Origin of the sequence: Micromonospora sp. NBRC 110009 (genome assembly GCF_030518795.1) — a bacterium.
Classification (GTDB): Bacteria; Actinomycetota; Actinomycetes; order Mycobacteriales; family Micromonosporaceae; genus Micromonospora.
In genome coordinates this window covers 6,838,799-6,856,210 of record NZ_CP130427.1, presented here as the reverse complement: position 1 = coordinate 6,856,210, position 17,412 = coordinate 6,838,799, and the positions used below count along the sequence as shown (strand labels likewise).

Genomic DNA, 17,412 nt, shown 5'->3' with positions numbered 1-17,412 from the left:
CCATCGATTGGTTGTTTTGACATGTTCATAGAGTTACGGCGGTCATGGCGGAGGGGAAACGCCCGGTAACATTCCGAACCCGGAAGCTAAGCCCTCCAGCGCCGATGGTACTGCACTCGTGAGGGTGTGGGAGAGTAGGACACCGCCGGACAATCTTTCCAGTCGAGGGCCGCCCCAGCAGGGTCGGCCCTCGACTGCGTTAGCGTCTCTGGAGACGCAATCAGGAAGGATGTACCTGTGAGTTCAGGACCGCAGGGCGAAGATCGCCCCCGTCGTTACGAGGACCGCGCCGAGCGCCGGCCGGGGCGCGACGACGCCCGCCGCGACGACCGTCCGTCGTACCGGGGCAGCCGCGACGACCGCTCGGGCGGCCCACGGGGTGGCTCCGGCGGTGACCGCCGCGAGGGCGGTTTCCGCGGCGGGGACCGTGACGCGGGCTTCCGCTCCGGCCCGCGCGAAGGTGGCTTCCGCGGTGGCGACCGTGAGGGCGGCTTCCGCGGTGGCGACCGCCGTGAGGGCGGTTTCCGCGGTGGCGACCGTGAGGGCGGTTTCCGCGGTGGCGACCGTGAGGGCGGCTTCCGGGGCGGCGAGCGTCGCGAGGGCGGTTTCCGCGGTGGCGACCGCGAAGGTGGCTTCCGGGGCGGCGAGCGTCGCGAAGGTGGCTTCCGCGGCGGCGACCGTGAGGGCGGCTTCCGGGGCGGCGAGCGTCGCGAAGGTGGCTTCCGCGGTGGCGACCGCCGTGAGGGCGGTTTCCGCGGTGGCGACCGTGAGGGCGGCTTCCGCGGCGGTGAGCGTCGCGAAGGTGGCTTCCGGGGCGGTGACCGGCGCGAGGGTGGCTTCCGTGGCGGTGACCGTGAGGGTGGCTTCCGTGGCGGTGACCGTGAGGGTGGCTTCCGGGGCGGTGAGCGTCGCGAGGGTGGCTTCCGTGGCGGTGACCGTGAGGGTGGCTTCCGGGGCGGTGAGCGTCGTGAGGGCGGTTTCCGCGGTGGCGATCGTGAGGGTGGCTTCCGCGGCGGTGAGCGTCGCGAAGGTGGCTTCCGGGGCGGTGACCGGCGCGAAGGCGGTTTCCGTGGCGGTGACCGTGAGGGTGGCTTCCGCGGCGGTGAGCGTCGCGAGGGTGGCTTCCGTGGTGGCGATCGTGAGGGTGGCTTCCGCGGCGGTGAGCGCCGTGAGGGCGGTTTCCGCGGTGGCGATCGTGAGGGTGGCTTCCGCGGCGGTGAGCGTCGCGAGGGTGGCTTCCGTGGTGGCGATCGTGAGGGTGGCTTCCGCGGCGGTGAGCGTCGCGAGGGCGGCTTCCGCGGCGGCGACCGGCGCGAAGGCGGTTTCCGCGGTGGCGACCGTGAGGGTGGCTTCCGCGGCGGTGAGCGTCGCGAGGGTGGCTTCCGCGGCGGCGAGCGTCGTGAGGGCGGCTTCCGCGGCGGTGAGCGTCGTGAGGGCGGCTTCCGCGGCGGCGAGCGTCGTGAGGGCGGCTTCCGCGGCGGCGAGCGTCGTGAGGGCGGCTTCCGCGGCGGCGAGCGTCGTGAAGGCGGCTTCCGCGGCGAGCGTCGTGAGGGCGGTTTCGGCGGCGAGCGCCGTGAGGGTGGCTTCCGCCGGGAGGACCGCGAGGGTGGTTTCCGGGGCGGTCCGGCGCGTACCGAGCGGGACGGGGAGCGCCGGACCTTCGGCGACCGCCGGCCGACCGGTTACGGTCCGGAGCGGGAGCGGCGGGACGACCGGCGCGAGCGCGGCGAGGGGCGCGAGGGCGAGCGGGCGGCCGCGCCGGCGCTGCCGGATGAGGTGGTCGCCAGTGACCTCGACTCGAGCGTCCGGGCCGAGCTGCTGTCGCTGGCCAAGCCGGTGGCGGAGAGCGTGGCCCGGCACCTGGTCGCGACCGGCCTGCTGATCGACGACGACCCGGCGGAGGCGCTGGCGCACGCCATGGCGGCCCGCCGGCTCGCCTCGCGGATCGCGGCGGTGCGGGAGGCCGTCGGCCTGGCGGCGTACCACGCCGGGGAGTGGCAGACGGCCATCGCCGAGCTGCGGACGTACCACCGGATGACGGGGCTGCAGAGCCACCTGGCGGTACTGGCGGACTGCGAGCGGGCGCTGGGCCGCCCGGAGCGGGCCATCGACCTGTTCCGCGGCGCGGACCGGGACAAGCTCGACCAGGCTGTCGCGATCGAGCTGCTCATCGTGGCCGCCGGGGCGCGCGGCGACCTCGGGCAGAAGGACGCGGCCGTGGCCATGCTCCAGGTGCCCGAGCTGACCGCCGACTCGTCCGAGCCGTGGGCGGCGCGGCTGCGCTACGCCTACGCGGACGCGCTGCTGGCCGTGGGCCGGCGCGAGGAGGCGCGGGAGTGGTTCTCCCGGGCGGCCGACCTGGACGCCGAGGGCGAGACCGACGCGGCCGAGCGGCTGCTGGAGCTCGACGGTGTGGTCATCGAGGGCGACGAGGACGAGGACGAGGAGTTCACGGCCGGACCGGGTGCGCCCGGGGCCGTGCCGGCCCGTCCGGATGCCGACCTGACCGGCGGCGCCGACTCCGACGACCTCGACGCGGACGACGACCTGGACGGCGACGCGGACGAGGCCGACGACGAGGACGACGACCTCGACGAGGACGACGAGGACGACGAGGACGACGAGGACGCGGACTTCGAGGACGACGACCTCGACGACGACCGGGACGGCGACGCGCGCCTGCGCGACGACCGGGACGCCGACGGCGTGGGCCGGCGCGGCGAGGCGGCGGGATACCGGGACCGGGACGCCGCGGACCTCGGCGACGACGAGCTGACCGACGCGCAGGCGCGGTCGATCGCCGACGACAGCCGCGACGCGGCCCAGGGTGACGAGCCGGGGCGGGACGCGGAGGCGGACCGCCGGTGACCGGGAGCGCCGGGGGACGGCTGGTCGACGGGTACACCCTGGTCGTGTTCGACCTGGACGGGGTGATCTACCTGATCGACCGGCCGATCCCCGGCGCGGTCGAGGCGGTCGGCCGGCTGCACGCCGAGGGCCGGGCGGTCGCGTACGCGACGAACAACGCCTCGCGGCGCTCCAGCGAGGTGGCCGACCTGCTGACCGGGATGGGCGTCCCGGCCCGGCCGGAGGAGGTGCTCACCTCCGCCGCCGCCACCGCCGAACTGCTCCGGGACCGGCTGCCCGCCGGCGCGCCGGTGCTGGTGGTCGGGGCGGAGGCGCTCCGCGCCGAGCTGCGGGCGGTCGGCCTGCGCCCGGTGTCGACGGTCGACGAGAACCCGGCGGCGGTCGCCCAGGGCTACGGGCCGCAGGTCGGCTGGGTCGACCTGGCCGAGGCGTCGCTGGCGGTCCGGGCCGGCGCCCCCTGGTACGCGACGAACACCGACCGCACGCTGCCCAGCCCGCGCGGCCCGCTGCCCGGTAACGGGTCGCTGGTGGCGGTGCTGCGCACCGCCCTCGGCCGCGACCCGGACGTGGTGGTGGGCAAGCCGGAGCCGGCGTTGTTCGCCACCGCCGCCCGCCGGGCCGGCCAGGGACGGACCCTCGTGGTCGGAGACCGCCTGGACACCGACATCGAGGGCGCCGGCCGGGCCGGGCTGGACAGCCTGCTGGTGCTCACCGGCGTCAGCGACGTACCCGAGTTGCTGGCCGCCCCCGTCGCGCGCCGGCCCACGTACGTCTCCGTCGACCTGACGGGACTCTTCGACCCGGCGGCGGTGGTCCCGCTGCCGGGCGCCCCGGACGGCGGCGGCTGGTCGGCGACGGCGACCGACGGTGGCCTGCTCCTCGACGGTGCGGGACGCCCGCTCGACGCCCTGGCCGCGCTCTGCGCGGCGGCCTGGTCGACGGGCGCCGCCGCGCGGGTGCGGGCGGCCTCCCCGGCGGCGGAGGAGGCCCTCGCCGCGCTCGGCCTGGTGGCCTGACGGCCCGGCCGTTCAGAGCAGCTTGCGGAGCTTCAACAGGTCGAACGGGTTGGCCTTGACGGACACCCGGCGCGAGGTGACCGCCTGGGTGATGTCGAGCTTGCCGTGCACCAGGGCGACCAGGTCGTCGCTGCTGGTGCTGAGCGCGATCTTGGCCTTCGGGTCGTCGCCGTCGGTGAGGTCGACCAGCCGCCCGCCCTCGATGCGGCCGTGGAACGCGGTGTCCAGGTCGGTGATCCGGCAGGCCAGGGTGCGGTCCAGGTCGATCCGCCCCTGCACCTCGGCGTGACGGTCCAGCCGGGCGGCCAGCTCCTGCAACGCCTGCCGGCACTCGTCCACGCTGGCCACATCGTCTCCTCATCACGCGCCACGCCGTTCCCCGGCACCGTACCGCAATGGGGCGTCCCGGGCGCCCGGTAGCGTGACACCTGCACACCCCCCGCACCGCGGAAGGACTCAGGCATGCAGGACGCGTGGCGCGCCTACCTCGAGCTGGCCATGGGCCTGACGGAGGCGCCCCGGAAGAAGGCCCAGGACGCGGTGCGGCGCGTCGTCGGCCAGGGCGGCGCGACCGCCGCCCAGCTCCAGACCCTCGCCGAGGAGCTGGTCTCCACCGGCCTGGCGAACCGGGAGGCGCTGACCAAGCTGGTCCGCTTCGAGGTCGACCGGGCGTTGGGCGCGGTCGGGCTGGCCACCGCCGACGAGGTCGCCGAGCTGACCCGCCGGGTGCGCGAGCTGGAGCGGCAGCTGCGCGAGGCGAAGGCGGCCCCGGCCGCGGCACCCTCCGCCGCCCCGACCGGCCCCGCCCCGACCTCCGGCGCGCCCGCGGCGGAGGCGGGAGCGCCGAGCAAGGCCGTGGCGAAGAAGGCCGTGGCCAAGAAGGCGATCGCGAAGAAGCCGCCGGCGACCGTGTCCCGCACCCCGGCGAAGAAGGCGCCCGGCCCCAAGCAGAGCGGCGGTGCCGAGTCGTGACCGCGCCGTACCGTCCCGGCCCACCGCCCGGCGGCCCCCGTCCCGGCCCGCCCCCGGGCGTCCGGCCGGCGCCGGTCGAGGACGTCGGGGACGCCCGACACCCCGCGGTGGACGCCGCCGTGCACGCCATGGTCAACGCCGAGGCGCTCTCCCCGGCCGACCAGATCGCCCAGTACGAGGCGGCGTACGAGACGCTGCGCGAGACCCTGGCCAGCATCGACCAGGCCTGACCGAGGCGGAGAAGAACCACCCATGGCACGTCGTACCCGGCTGGATGCCGAACTCGTCCGCCGCGGCCTGGCCCGCTCCCGCGAGCAGGCCGCCGCGCTGGTGGAGGCCGGCCGCGTCCAGCTGCGCGGGGTGCCGGCGCGCAAGCCCGCCGCGATGGTCGACCCCGCCGACCCGCTGCTGGTCACCGGCGCCGACCCCGGCTCGGAGTACGTCTCCCGGGGCGGGCACAAGCTGGCCGGCGCGCTCAACGCGTTCGCCCCCGGTGGGTTGACCGTCGCCGGGCGGCGCTGCCTGGACGCGGGCGCCTCCACCGGCGGCTTCACCGACGTGCTGCTGCGCGCCGACGCCGCCGAGGTGGTGGCCGTCGACGTCGGCTACGGCCAGCTCGCCTGGTCGCTGCGGACCGACGAGCGGGTGCGCGTCTTCGAGCGCACCAACGTCCGTACCCTCACCCCGGAGGCGATCGGCGGCGAGGTGGACCTCACGGTGGCCGACCTGTCGTTCATCTCGCTGCGGCTGGTGCTGCCGGCCCTGGCCGGCTGCACGAAGCCCGACGGCGACCTCGCGCTGATGGTCAAGCCGCAGTTCGAGGTGGGCAGGGAGCGGGTCGGCGCCGGCGGGGTGGTCCGCGACCCGGCGCTGCGCGCGGAGGCGGTGCTCGACGTGGCCGCCGCCGCGGCCCAGCTCGGCCTGGGGCTGGCCGACGTGGCCGCCAGCCCGCTGCCGGGGCCGAGCGGCAACGTCGAGTTCTTCGTATGGTTACGCCGGGACGCGCCCGCCGCGGACCCCGACCGGGTCCGCGCGGTGGTGGCCGCCGGGCCGCAGGGGTTCCCGTCGGAGCCCACGGACGAGGAGGTGTCCGGGTGAGCCGGACCGCTCTGCTGGTGACGCACACCGGCCGTCGACGCAGCACCGAGCACGCCCGGGCGGTGGCGGCCGACCTCATCGCGGCCGGCTTCGAGGTGCGGGTGGTCGCCGAGGAGGCCGACGACCTGGACCTGCCCGGCGTGGTGCCGGTGACCGGGCCGGAGGCCGCCGAGGGTGCCGAGATCGTCTTCGCGCTGGGCGGAGACGGCACCTTCCTGCGCGCCGCCGAGCTGGCCCGCCCGGCGAAGGCGCCGCTGCTCGGCATCAATCTCGGCAAGGTGGGCTTCCTCGCCGAGGCGGAGATCGACGACCTGGACAGCGCGGTACGCGACGTGGTCGGCCGCAACTACACCGTGGACGAACGGCTCACCCTCGACGTGACCGCCGAGTTCGACGGCGGCCCGACCATCGAGTCGTGGGCGCTCAACGAGATCAGCGTGGAGAAGGGCGAGCGGGCCCAGATGCTGGAGCTGCTCGTCGACGTGGACGGCCGGCCGCTGTCCCGGTACGGCTGCGACGGGGTGGTCTGCGCCACCCCGACCGGCTCCACCGCGTACGCCTTCTCAGGCGGCGGGCCGGTGGTCTGGCCGGAGGTGGAGGCGCTGCTGCTGGTGCCGATCAGCGCGCACGCGCTGTTCAGCCGGCCGCTGGTGACCGCCCCGACCTCGACCTTCTCGATCACCGTGGACCCGTTCACCACCCTGGCGGTGCTCTGCTGCGACGGGCGCCGGGTCTACGACCTGCCGCCGGGCGCGCGGGTCACGGTGCGGCGGGGAGCGCTGCCGGTGCGCATCGTCCGGCTCAAGGCGCGCCCGTTCACCGACCGGCTGGTCGCCAAGTTCGACCTGCCGGTGCAGGGCTGGCGTGGCAGCCGCCGCTGAGCCACCGCTCAGCGTGGGCCGGCGGGCCGGTCCCGCTCGGCGGTTCGGGGTACCCGGGCGGCGGCCCCGTGGGGTTACGGTAGGGGCCTCCCTCGACGACGACGTGCCGGCGCCGCGTCCCCGGACGCCGGGCCCCGCCCGCCGCCGGCTGGTCGCCGCCGAGGCCGGCAGCGCCGTCATCGGACGGCGAGCGGAGCGTACGGACTGCGCTGAGGTGGAGTCCGGGCGAGCGGTGAGGCCCGTGTCGCCCGGACGCGCGGTCCGGCGGTCGTGGCCCTGGCCAGGGGGTGGTCGGGACCACGACGGTCGGGGTGCCGGAGGAGTCGCGGCCGGCCGCGGCGGGCGGACCGGTGCGCCGGACCCGGCCGGGATTCGACCCCGGTCAGGTCGGTCAGGCCGGCGAGCTGCCGCCGGAGGAAGCGGCGGCTCCCGGGCCGAGCGGCGAGCGACTCGTCCGGCACCCCGACATCGACCCCCGGCCGTCGGCCCGACCCGACGGCCGGCATCCGGCGGCAACAAGCCGGACATCCCGCGGTCCCGCGCTGTCCACCTGGCGACAAGTCGCCGGTGCGGCGGGCGCTACCTAGTGACCAACCGATGATCTCCGTCGCAGACTCCGGTCGGCCGACCTCCTTAAGGGCCGGCATCGGAGTAGAGGAGCGCATCGCATGCACCGGTCCCCACGCTGGCTCGCCGCCGGCGCGGTCGGCGCGCTGGTGGTCGGGCTCGCCGTCCCGGCGGCCGCCGACCCACCCGCCCGACCCGCCGAGCCGAGCCGGGGCGCGTCCACCCCGGGCGTCGCACCAGCCCGCGTCACTCTGATCACCGGCGACCAGATCGAGCTCGCCCAGGCCGCGCCCGGCCGGGTCGCCGCCACCGTCCACCCCGGCGCCGGCCGGGAGCGGATCACCTTCCAGACCGTGCAGGCCGACGGCGGGCTGCGCGTGCTGCCCAGCGACGTCGTCCCGTACGTCTCGGCCGGGGTCCTCGACCCGAACCTGTTCGACGTGCAGGAGCTGGTCGCCCAGGGCTACGGCGACGCCGCGCAGGGCGCGCTGCCGCTGATCGTCCGCTACCAGCAGCCGGCCGCCGGCCGGGTCCGACCGCTGGCCGGCGCCACCGCCGCCCGGCCGCTGGAGAGCATCAACGGCGCGGCGCTGCGGGTCGGCAAGGCCGACCTCCGCGGCCTGTGGACCACGCTGCGCGGCACGCCGGAGGCCCGGACCACCGCCGGCGCGCCCCGGCTCGGCGCCGGCATCGCCCGCGTCTGGCTGGACGGGCAGGTCCACCCGGCGCTGGAGCACAGCGTGCCGCAGATCGGCGCCCCGGCGGCCTGGGCGGCCGGCCGGGACGGCAGCGGCGTCCGGGTCGCGGTCCTCGACACCGGCGTCGACGCCACCCACCCCGACCTGGCCGGGCGGATCGCCGAGGCGCAGGACTTCTCCGGCAGCGGCAGCGCCCGGGACGGCCACGGCCACGGCACCCACGTGGCGGCCACCATCGCCGGCAGCGGCGCCGCCTCCGACGGGCTGCGCAAGGGCGTCGCGCCCGGCGCGCAGCTGCTGATCGGAAAGGTGCTGGGCGACGACGGCTCCGGCTACGACTCCTCCATCATCGCGGGCATGGAGTGGGCCGCCCACTCCGGCGCGAAGGTGATCAGCATGAGCCTGGGCGGCCCCCCGACCGACGGCACCGACCCGATGAGCCAGGCGGTCAACGACCTGACCGCCGAGACCGGCGCGCTCTTCGTGATCGCCGCCGGCAACGAGGGCGCGGCGCGTACCGTCGGGACGCCGGGCGCGGCCAGCGCGGCGCTCACCGTCGGCGCGGTGGACCGCGGCGACAACCTGGCCGATTTCTCCAGCCGCGGCCCGCGGCTGGGCGACAACGGCCTGAAGCCGGAGATCACCGCGCCCGGCGTCGGCATCGTCGCCGCCCGGGCCGCCGGCACCAGCATGGGTACGCCCGTGGACGACGCGTACACGCGGGCGTCCGGCACCTCGATGGCGACTCCCCACGTGGCCGGCGCGGCCGCGATCCTCGCCCAGGAACACCCCGACTGGACCGCCGGGAAGCTCAAGGACGCCCTGGTCAGCACCGCGAAGAACAACCCGGCGCTGACGGTCTTCGAGCAGGGTGGCGGCCGGGTCGACGTTGCCCGGGCGCTCGGCCAGCGGGTGTACGGCTCGGCCACCGCCGACTTCGGCCGGCTGGCGACCGGTGGCGCGGCCGAGGCGCGGACCGTGACGTACACCAACGGCACCGCGGCGGCGCAGACCCTGCACCTGGCGCTGGAGCTGCGCAACCTGGACACCGGCGCGGCGGAGACCGACGGGGTGTCGGCCGGCCTCACCGAGGTGACCGTGCCCGCCGGCGGCAGTGTGGCCGTCCCGCTGCGCGCCGACCCGGCGAAGCTGGACCGGGGACCGCACGGCGGGTGGCTGGTGGCCACCGGCGCGGACGGCGTCGCGGTGCGTACCGCGGTCGGGCTCACCCTCAGCGGCCCGATCCACACCGTCACCCTGCGCGCCCTGGACATGGCCGGGCAGCCCGGCCTCTCGCCGGTGGTCACCCTCTTCGGTGAGCACCCCGAGTCGGACCAGCTGCTCTGGCTTCCCCCCACCGGGTGGCAGGTGCAGGTCGAGGAGGGTCCGTACCTGCTGGAGGGCCTGATCGAGCACGGCGCCCCACTGGACGAGCAGATCACCCTCGTCACCGACCCCGAGCTGATGGTCGACCGGGACCTCACCGTGGTGCTCGACCCGCGCAAGGGCACCCCGGTGCGGATCGAGACGCCGAAGCCCACCGAGCAGCGGGCCGCGATCAGCTTCTACGAGCACCGGATCTTCGGCAACGGCCGGCAGGTCGACCACGGCGTGATGAACTTCAGCACCACCCAGCAGGTGAACGTCACGCCGACCCGGCCGGTGCGCCAGGGTGAGTTCGAGTTCGCCTCGCGCTGGCAGCTGGTCGCGCCCATGGTGGACGCCAAGGTCAGCAACGTCTCCGGTCCGCTGGACATCAACCTGCTGGGCCAGTCGCCGGCGCCGGCCGGCCGGCGGAAGCTGCCGCTGGTCTGGGCGGGCGACGGCACCGCCGCCGAGCTGGCCCGGGCCGGGGTCCGCGGTGCGGCCGCGCTGGTCGCCGGCAGCTACGAACGCGCCGAGGAGGACCAGATCGCCGACGCCACGGCGGCCGGCGCCGCCATGGTGCTCATCGTCCGCCCGGCGGATCGGAGCGCGTGGACGGTCTGGCGTCCGGACGGGGACCGCCTGCCGATCCCGTCGCTGGTGGTCGCGTACGACGACGGGCAGCCGATGATCGGGGCGGCGAAGAGCGGCCGGGCGACCCTGGACCTGACGCTGACCGTGGACAGCCCCTACCTGTACGACGTGTGGCAGGTGTCGAAGGGCCGCGTCCCGGACCAGATCGTGCACACGGTGACCGCGGACAACACCGCCGAGGTGACCGCCCGCTACGCCGACACCGGCGGGTTGGACTGGGCCAGCGAGCAGCGGTTCGGCTGGCGCCCGTGGCAGGAGTACTCCTGGAACGACGACCAGCGGATGGTGCGTACCGGCACCACGCGGCAGGAGTTCGTCAGCGCCGGGGACTCCTGGTGGCAGCAGCGGGTGCTGCACCGACTCACCTGGTCCTGGGGGCCGCTGCTCGGCGGGCTCACCGAGCAGCCCCGGCGGTACGCGGCCGACGACCGGGTCACCGAGACCTGGCACGCCCCGGTGGTCCGTCCGGCCGTGCCGGCGGGCGGCGGGTCGCCGGCGCCCACGCGTACCGGCGACACCCTGAACCTGCGGGTGGCCGAGTTCGTCGACGCCGAGGGCCACTACGCCCCGGCCGGCTGGGGCGAGGAGCAGGACACCGTCGAGCGCCGGGTGAGCCGGGACGGGCAGCAGATCGCCGACCTCTCCGGTGGCTGGGCACCCGTGCCGACCACCCCGGGTGCGGCCCGCTACCGGCTGGACCTGACCACGAAGCGGTCCTCGGACGAGTGGCGCCGGGCCACCAGCACCGAAACGGCGTGGCAGTTCACCTCGGCCCGCCCGGCCGGGGACGCCACCCAGCCGCTGCCGCTGCTCCAGGTCGACTACCAGGTCCCGGCGGACCTGCGAGGCGACGTGCCCGGCGGTCGGCCGCACCAGCTCGGGCTGACCCTGCGCCAGCCGGCCGGCGTGCCGGCACCGACCGGCGTCGGGGTGCGCGTCGAGGTGTCGTTCGACGGCGGGCAGAGCTGGCGGTCGGTGCCGGTGCGCGGGTCCGGCGCCCGGTTCACCGCGACGGTGCCGGCCGGTGACGGCACGGTGTCGCTGCGGGTGCACGCGGGCGACCGCGCCGGCAACACCGTCGACCAGACCGTGCTCGACGCGTACGGGCTGGGATGAGCCGGCGTCCGCGCGGGGCACCCCCCCGACCCGCGCGGACGCCTCCCATCGGTTCGTCGTGCCCGTCAGGGGGTGGCGGGTGCCCGGACGGCGCCGCGGTCGGGGCCGCCGCCGGCACCGCCTTCGGGTGGCGGGGCCGTCGGCGGCGCGGCCGGTGGCCGGGGTGTGGGGCGGGTCAGAGCCAGCCGCGGCGGGCGGCCTGGTAGGCCAGGCCCGGCCGGGTGTCGACTCCGGCCAGGGTCATCAGGTCGGCGAGGCGCCGCTGGACGGTGCGGCGGCTCACGCCGAGCTGGGAGGCGATCGACTTGTCCGGCACCCCGGCCACGAACAGCGACAGCAGCAGTTGTTCCTCGTCCCCGGGACCGCCCGCGGTGCGCGGGCCCGCGCCGGGCAGCAGCGGGGTGGCCGCGTGCCAGTGGCTGTCGAAGAGGGCCAGCAGCGCGTCGAGCAGCTGGCTGCGGCCGATCACGGCGGCGCTCGGCTCGCCGTCGGTCCGGTCGGGCACCAGCGGGCAGATCGCGGTGGTCCGGTCGGCGATGGCCAGCCGCACCGGGAGCTGGTCGGTCACCCGGGCATGTTCGCCGCAGCGGACCGCCTTCTCCACGTCGGCCAGGGCTCCCGGCTCGGCGAGCAGGTCGCGTTCGTAGATCGCCCGGTAGCTGACCCCGCGGGTCAGCGCGGCGAACTCCTCGACGTTCTCCGGCCCGGGCATGGCCAGCGGGTTCGCCCGGCAGAACCAGAGCACCTCCGTCCGCGCGTCGTCCTGCATCCGGCGCAGCCGGCCGCGCAGCGCGTCCGCGCCGGTGACGATCTCCACCAGGTGGTCGGCGTCGTGCCGGCGGACGCCGGCCCGGTACTCCTCGGTGAGCTGGGCGACCCGGCTGCGGGCGGCGTCCAGGGACCGCTGTCGGCGGAGCAGGTCGTCGCCGAGCGCCACGTCCGGGGGGAGCGGCCGCAGCGGGGCGTCCGCCTCGCCGCCGGCCGGGGCGACCAGCCCCCGCTTCCGCAGCGCGGTCAGCGCGCGGTCGACGCGCTCCCCGGCGAGTCCCGCCTGCCGGGCCAGCTGCTCACGGCCGGCGGTGGCGAGTCCCAGCAGCGTCCGGTAGACCAGTTCCTCGTCCTCGTCCAGACCGAGTATCCGCAGCTCCACGAGCGGTCATCGTACGGACGGCCGGCGCGGCGCCCGCGCCGGCTGGTCAACTGTCGCAGGGCGCGTCTACTGTCGGGGGCTGTGCTGGAGGAGTTGCGCATCACCGGACTGGGCGTCATCGAGGACACCACGCTCCCGCTGACCGGCGGGATGAACGTGATCACCGGCGAGACCGGTGCCGGCAAGACCATGGTGGTGACCGGCCTCGGCCTGCTCTTCGGCGGCCGGGCCGACGCCGGGCGGGTGCGGGCGCAACCGGGCCGCGCGGTGGTGGAGGGGCGGCTGCGGCTGGACGGCCGGGTGGCCGGGACGGTGCACGCCCGGATCACCGACGCCGGCGGCGAGCCCGACGAGGACGGGTCGGTGCTGCTGAGCCGCACGGTCACCGTGGAGGGTCGGTCCCGGGCGCATCTGGGCGGCCGCAGCATGCCGGTGTCGATGCTGGGCGAGGTCGGCGAGCAGGTGGTGGCCGTGCACGGCCAGTCCGACCAGCTGCGGCTGCTGCGCCCGGCCGAGCAGCGGGCGTCGCTCGACCGGTTCGCCGGCCCGGAGCACGAGAAGCTGCTCGACGCCTTGCGTGAGGCGTACACGCGGTGGCGGGCGGTGGTCGACGACCTGGCCGACCGGCGCCGTAACGCCCGCGAACGCAACCAGGAGGCGGACCTGCTCCGGCTCGGCCTCGACGAGATCACCCGGGTCGACCCGCAGCCCGGCGAGGACGACGAGTTGAAGGCGGAGGCGCAGCGCCTGGAGCACGCCGAGGGGCTGCGCACCGCCGCCCAGCTCGCCCAGCAGTGCGTGGCCGGCGGCGTGGAGGCGGCCGACGACACCCCGGACGCCGGCACCCTGCTCGGCACCGCCCGGCGCACCCTGGAGGCGCAGGCCGGCACCGACCCGGCCCTCGGCGAGCTGGCGCTGCGGCTGGAGGAGGCGGCCACCCTGGTCACCGACGTCTCCGCGGAGCTGTCGGCGTACCTCGCCGCGCTGGACGCCGACCCGGCCCGGCTGCAGGCCGTCTACGAGCGCCGGGCCGCGCTGCGCGGGCTGACCCGCAAGTACGCCGACGACGTGGACGGGGTGATCGCCTGGGCCGAGCGGGCGCGCACCCGGCTGTCCGACCTGGACACCTCGGACGAGCTGCTGGACGAGCTGGAGAAGGAGTCGTCCCGGCTGGCCGGGGAGGTGGCCGAGCTGGCCGGGCGGGTCTCCACCTCCCGCCGGGAGGCGGCGGTCCGCTTCGCCGAGCAGGTCACCGTCGAGCTGGCCGGGCTGGCCATGCCGCACGCCCGGATCGAGGTGGCGGTGCTGCCCCGGCCGGTGGGCCGGGCCGAGCCGAGCCTGCCGGTCAACGGCGTGGAGGCGGGCGTCGGCCCGGACGGCGCCGACGAGGTGGAGCTGCGGCTGCTGGCCCACCCGGGCGCGCCCGCGCTGCCGTTGCAGCGGGGCGCCTCCGGCGGTGAGCTGTCCCGGGTGATGCTCGCCATCGAGGTGGTCTTCGCCGGGTCCGGCGGCCCGCCGACCCTGGTCTTCGACGAGGTCGACGCGGGCGTCGGCGGGCAGGCCGCGGTGGAGATCGGCCGGCGGCTGGCCCGACTGGCCCGCAGCCACCAGGTGCTCGTCGTCACCCACCTGCCGCAGGTGGCCGCGTTCGCCGATCGGCACCTGGTGGTGGCGAAGGACACCGGGGGAGCGGTGACCACCAGCGGGGTGCGGGTGGTGGAGGACACGGAGCGGGCCCGGGAGCTCGCCCGGATGCTGGCAGGTTTGCCGGATTCCGATCTGGGTATCGCGCATGCCGAGGAACTCCTGGCCGTGGCGGCCAAGGAAAGGCGTCCGTGATCCCGGGTTTGTGAGCGCAAGCACACCGGCGTGCGCTCTGGTGTGCTTCCCTGGGTAGGCGGCCCTGCTCAGGCATGTCGCGACAGCAAACCCTGCCTCACATGCCAGGATGGTCACGATGCGTCTACCCACGTTGCGCCGGAACCGGAGCACGGAACCGGGCTCTGTCCTCGGCACCGCGCGCCTCGACCGCCGGACGAAACGGCTGGTCGGCCGGCTCCGGCCCGGCGACATCGCGGTCATCGACCACGTCGACCTGGACCGGGTGGCCGCTGACTCGCTGGTCGCTGTCGGTGTCGCCGCCGTGCTCAACGCCAAGCCGTCGGTCTCCGGGCGGTACCCGAACCTCGGCCCCGAGGTGTTGATCTCCGCCGGCATCCCGCTCCTGGACGACCTGGGGGAGGGCATCTTCGAGCAGGTCCGCGAGGGTGACGTCGTCCGGATCGAGGGCAACACGGTCTTCGTCGGGGAGGAGCCGGTCGCGCACGGCGCGCTGCAGGACGCGGAGACGGTGGCCAAGTCGATGGCCGACGCCCGCGAGGGTCTGTCGGTGCAGTTGGAGGCGTTCGCCGCCAACACCATGGACTACCTCAAGCAGGAACGCGACCTGCTGCTCGACGGCGTCGGCGTGCCGGAGATCGAGACCCAGATCCAGGGCCGGCACTGCCTGATCGTGGTCCGGGGCTACGACTACAAGGCCGACCTGGATGTGCTGCGCCCGTACATCCGGGAGTTCAAGCCGGTGCTGATCGGCGTGGACGGGGGCGCGGACGCCCTGGTCGAGGCCGGCTATACGCCCGACATGATCATCGGCGACATGGACTCGGTCACCGACGACGTGCTGCGCTGCGGCGCGGAGGTGATCGTGCATGCCTACCCGGACGGCCGGGCGCCCGGCCTGGCCCGGGTCGACGGCCTGGGGGTGCCGGCGATCACGTTCCCGGCCGCGGCGACCAGCGAGGACCTGGCCATGCTGCTGGCCGACGAGAAGGGCGCCTCGCTGCTGGTGGCCGTCGGCACCCACGCCACCCTGGTGGAGTTCCTGGACAAGGGCCGGGGCGGCATGGCCTCGACGTTCCTGACCCGGTTGAAGGTGGGCGGCAAGCTGGTCGACGCCAAGGGCGTGAGCCGGCTCTACCGGCAGAGCATCTCCGGCTCGTCGCTGCTGCTGCTCGTCCTGGCGGCGCTGGCCGCGATGGCCTCCGCCGTGGCCGTCTCCACCGTCGGGAAGGCGTATTTGGGCGTGGTCTCCGAATGGTGGGACAATTTCGTGTTCCAGCTCGGCCAGCTCTTCTAGCTCCCCGACGATCAAGAGGCTCTCAGCGTGATCAACTTCCGCTACCACGTGGTGTCCCTGACCGCGGTCTTCCTGGCGTTGGCGATCGGCCTGGTGGTCGGCACGGCCGCCCTGAACGGGCCGGTCGCCGACTCGCTCAAGGAGAACGTCAACGCGCTGCGCAAGGACAACTCGCAAATGCGCCAGTCGGTCAACAGCCTCCAGAAGGAACTGGACATGGAGGAGGACTTCGCCGCCGAGATGGCGCAGGTCGTCCTCCCCGGCAAGCTGACCGGCCGCCGGGTGCTGGTGCTCAGCCTGCCCAGCGGGCGGGACCACACCGAGGGCGTGGTGAAGATGCTCCAGCTCGCCGGGGCCAACGTCACCGGCCGCATCGACGTCCAGGACAAGTTCATCAACCCGGACAGCAACAACAACCTGCTCGAGCTCGCCGTCACGGCCGCCCGCCCGAACAGCGTCCCCACCTCGGGCCTGCCGGGCAACGGGCACGGCGTGGAGACCTCCAGCGCGCTGCTCGCCAGCGTGCTGCTGGACCGGCCGCAGGGCAGCCCGGCCGTCACCGAGGCCGACCGCCGGGCGGTGCTCCAGGCCTACGCGACCGCCGGGTACCTCACCCCGGAGGACAAGGTCTCCGGCGCCGCCGAGGCGGTCGTGCTGGTCAGCGGCCAGCCGTACGTGGACAAGGACTCGGCGAAGAAGGACGAGTCGGTGGTGAAGGTCGCCGAGCAGTTCGACCGGACCGGGGCGATCGTGGTCGGCGGCATGGGCTCGGCCGGCGGCAACGTGGTCGCCGTGGTCCGGGGCGACCCGGTGCTCTCCCAGACCATCTCGACCATCGACAACGCCAACACCGTGCAGGGTCAGCTCGTCACCACGCTCGCCCTGGTGCAGCAGTTGACCGAGAAGAAGGCCGGCCAGTACGGCGTCGGTGACAACGCCGCGGCGCTACTGCCTAAACTGCCCCAGTGAGCGGCCGGCTGTCCGGTCTGCACCGCGTCGCGCTGGGAAACCGGATCGGAGGAGTCGCGTGAGACTGGGTCGGCTGCTGGCCGTCGGCGTGGGGGCGGTCGCCGCCCGCTACGTGCTGCGGGAGGTGCGCACCTCGCCGGGCGCGCCGGCGCTGGAGCGCACCAACTTCCGCGGTCGCACCGTCACCCTGGCCGCCGGTCCCGCCCTGGCCGTCGGGGCGGCCACCGCGGCCGCTGTCGGTGCGGGCGGCGCCCCGGCCGGCGCCGCCGCGCTGCTCGCCGGGGTGGGCGCCGGCACGGTCGGCCTGTACGACGACGTCGTCGGGGCGCGCCCGGAGCAGAAGGCCGCCAAGGGCTTCGCCGGGCACCTGGCCGCGCTCCGCGAGGGGCGGGTCACCGCCGGCCTGGTCAAGATCGCCGGGGTGGGCGCGGCGGGCCTCGGCGCGGCCGCGCTGCTCGCCGCCGACAAGCGGGTCGCCGCGCACCCCCGCCGGCAGCGTGCCGGCGCCCTCGGCCGTGGCCTGGACGTGCTCCTCGGCGCCGGCGTGGTGGCCGGCACCGCCAACCTGCTCAACCTGCTCGACCTGCGGCCCGGCCGGGCGCTCAAGTCCGGCATGCTGCTCGGCGCGCCGCTCACCCGCGGTCCCTACGGCGGCATCGCCGCCGGCGCGGTCGGCGCCGCCGCCGGGCTGGTCCGGGAGGACCTCGACGAGCGGGTGATGCTCGGCGACAGCGGCGCCAACGCGCTCGGCGCCCTGCTCGGGGTGAGCCTGGCCGCGCGTACCGGGCCGCTCGGCCGGGCCGGCGTGCTCGCCGTGCTCGCCGCGCTCACCGCCGCCAGCGAGAAGGTCAGCTTCACCCAGGTGATCCAGCAGACCCCGGGGCTGCGGGAACTCGACGAGCTGGGCCGGCTCGCCGACTGA

Annotated in this window: 14 protein-coding genes and 1 rRNA gene; 12 read left to right on the top strand and 3 right to left on the bottom strand. The window is 75.6% G+C overall.

Going from position 1 to position 17,412, the window contains the following annotated elements:
• The first annotated feature begins 34 nt into the window (after window positions 1–34).
• Window positions 35–151: ribosomal RNA gene (rrf, locus tag Q2K19_RS32325) — 5S ribosomal RNA — on the top strand.
• Window positions 152–243: 92 nt separating this feature from the next.
• Here the strand turns inward: rrf and Q2K19_RS32320 are convergent.
• Entirely contained in the window at window positions 244–1,860 is a 1,617-nt protein-coding gene (locus Q2K19_RS32320) for a hypothetical protein (RefSeq protein ID WP_302766164.1), read from the bottom strand.
• Here Q2K19_RS32320 and Q2K19_RS32315 point away from each other — a divergent pair.
• The gene (locus tag Q2K19_RS32315; protein WP_446839724.1) at window positions 1,777–2,868 is read left to right on the top strand and encodes a hypothetical protein; all 1,092 of its coding nucleotides are present in this window, start codon (window positions 1,777–1,779) and stop codon (window positions 2,866–2,868) included. The two genes, Q2K19_RS32320 and Q2K19_RS32315, sit on opposite strands and share 84 nt — an antisense overlap.
• Complete coding sequence (locus Q2K19_RS32310; protein WP_302766162.1) at window positions 2,865–3,884, top strand: HAD-IIA family hydrolase; 1,020 nt, start codon at window positions 2,865–2,867, stop codon at window positions 3,882–3,884. The genes Q2K19_RS32315 and Q2K19_RS32310 overlap by 4 nt, the downstream gene beginning before the upstream one ends.
• Window positions 3,885–3,896: 12 nt before the next feature.
• Here the strand turns inward: Q2K19_RS32310 and Q2K19_RS32305 are convergent, their stop codons facing one another.
• Window positions 3,897–4,232: an SCP2 sterol-binding domain-containing protein gene (locus tag Q2K19_RS32305; protein ID WP_302766161.1), complete on the bottom strand. Its 336-nt coding sequence runs from the start codon at window positions 4,230–4,232 to the stop codon at window positions 3,897–3,899.
• A 114-nt stretch (window positions 4,233–4,346) separates the two neighbouring features.
• Here Q2K19_RS32305 and Q2K19_RS32300 point away from each other — a divergent pair, with 114 nt between their 5' ends.
• From Q2K19_RS32300 to Q2K19_RS32280, 5 genes are all read left to right on the top strand, one after another.
• On the top strand, window positions 4,347–4,856 hold the full coding sequence (locus Q2K19_RS32300; RefSeq protein ID WP_302766159.1) for a phasin family protein: 510 nt from the start codon (window positions 4,347–4,349) through the stop codon (window positions 4,854–4,856).
• On the top strand, window positions 4,853–5,086 hold the full coding sequence (locus Q2K19_RS32295; RefSeq protein WP_302766157.1) for a hypothetical protein: 234 nt from the start codon (window positions 4,853–4,855) through the stop codon (window positions 5,084–5,086). The genes Q2K19_RS32300 and Q2K19_RS32295 overlap by 4 nt, the downstream gene beginning before the upstream one ends.
• A 22-nt stretch (window positions 5,087–5,108) precedes the next feature.
• Window positions 5,109–5,954, top strand: a complete 846-nt coding sequence (locus tag Q2K19_RS32290; protein WP_302766156.1) for a TlyA family RNA methyltransferase — start codon at window positions 5,109–5,111, stop codon at window positions 5,952–5,954.
• A complete protein-coding gene (locus tag Q2K19_RS32285) occupies window positions 5,951–6,835 on the top strand; it encodes an NAD kinase (RefSeq protein WP_302766155.1) in 885 nt (294 codons plus the stop codon). Before Q2K19_RS32290 ends, Q2K19_RS32285 begins: the two co-directional genes overlap by 4 nt.
• A gap of 668 nt (window positions 6,836–7,503) precedes the next feature.
• The gene (locus Q2K19_RS32280; RefSeq protein WP_302766154.1) at window positions 7,504–11,235 is read left to right on the top strand and encodes a S8 family serine peptidase; all 3,732 of its coding nucleotides are present in this window, start codon (window positions 7,504–7,506) and stop codon (window positions 11,233–11,235) included.
• Between the two features lie 175 nt (window positions 11,236–11,410).
• Here Q2K19_RS32280 and Q2K19_RS32275 read toward each other — a convergent pair whose 3' ends face one another.
• The gene (locus Q2K19_RS32275) at window positions 11,411–12,385 is read right to left on the bottom strand and encodes a helix-turn-helix domain-containing protein (protein WP_302766153.1); all 975 of its coding nucleotides are present in this window, start codon (window positions 12,383–12,385) and stop codon (window positions 11,411–11,413) included.
• A gap of 81 nt (window positions 12,386–12,466) precedes the next feature.
• On the opposite strand from Q2K19_RS32275, the gene recN reads away from it, so the two are divergent.
• The 4 genes from recN to Q2K19_RS32255 all read left to right on the top strand — a co-directional run bounded on the left by recN (window position 12,467) and on the right by Q2K19_RS32255 (window position 17,412).
• Window positions 12,467–14,224, top strand: a complete 1,758-nt coding sequence (recN, locus tag Q2K19_RS32270) for a DNA repair protein RecN (protein ID WP_302766152.1) — start codon at window positions 12,467–12,469, stop codon at window positions 14,222–14,224.
• Window positions 14,225–14,342: 118 nt separating this feature from the next.
• A complete protein-coding gene (gene steA, locus Q2K19_RS32265) occupies window positions 14,343–15,521 on the top strand; it encodes a putative cytokinetic ring protein SteA (RefSeq protein WP_302766150.1) in 1,179 nt (392 codons plus the stop codon).
• Window positions 15,522–15,548: 27 nt separating this feature from the next.
• A complete protein-coding gene (locus tag Q2K19_RS32260; RefSeq protein ID WP_302766149.1) occupies window positions 15,549–16,490 on the top strand; it encodes a copper transporter in 942 nt (313 codons plus the stop codon).
• 58 nt (window positions 16,491–16,548) lie between these two features.
• On the top strand, window positions 16,549–17,412 hold the full coding sequence (locus Q2K19_RS32255) for a hypothetical protein (protein ID WP_302766147.1): 864 nt from the start codon (window positions 16,549–16,551) through the stop codon (window positions 17,410–17,412).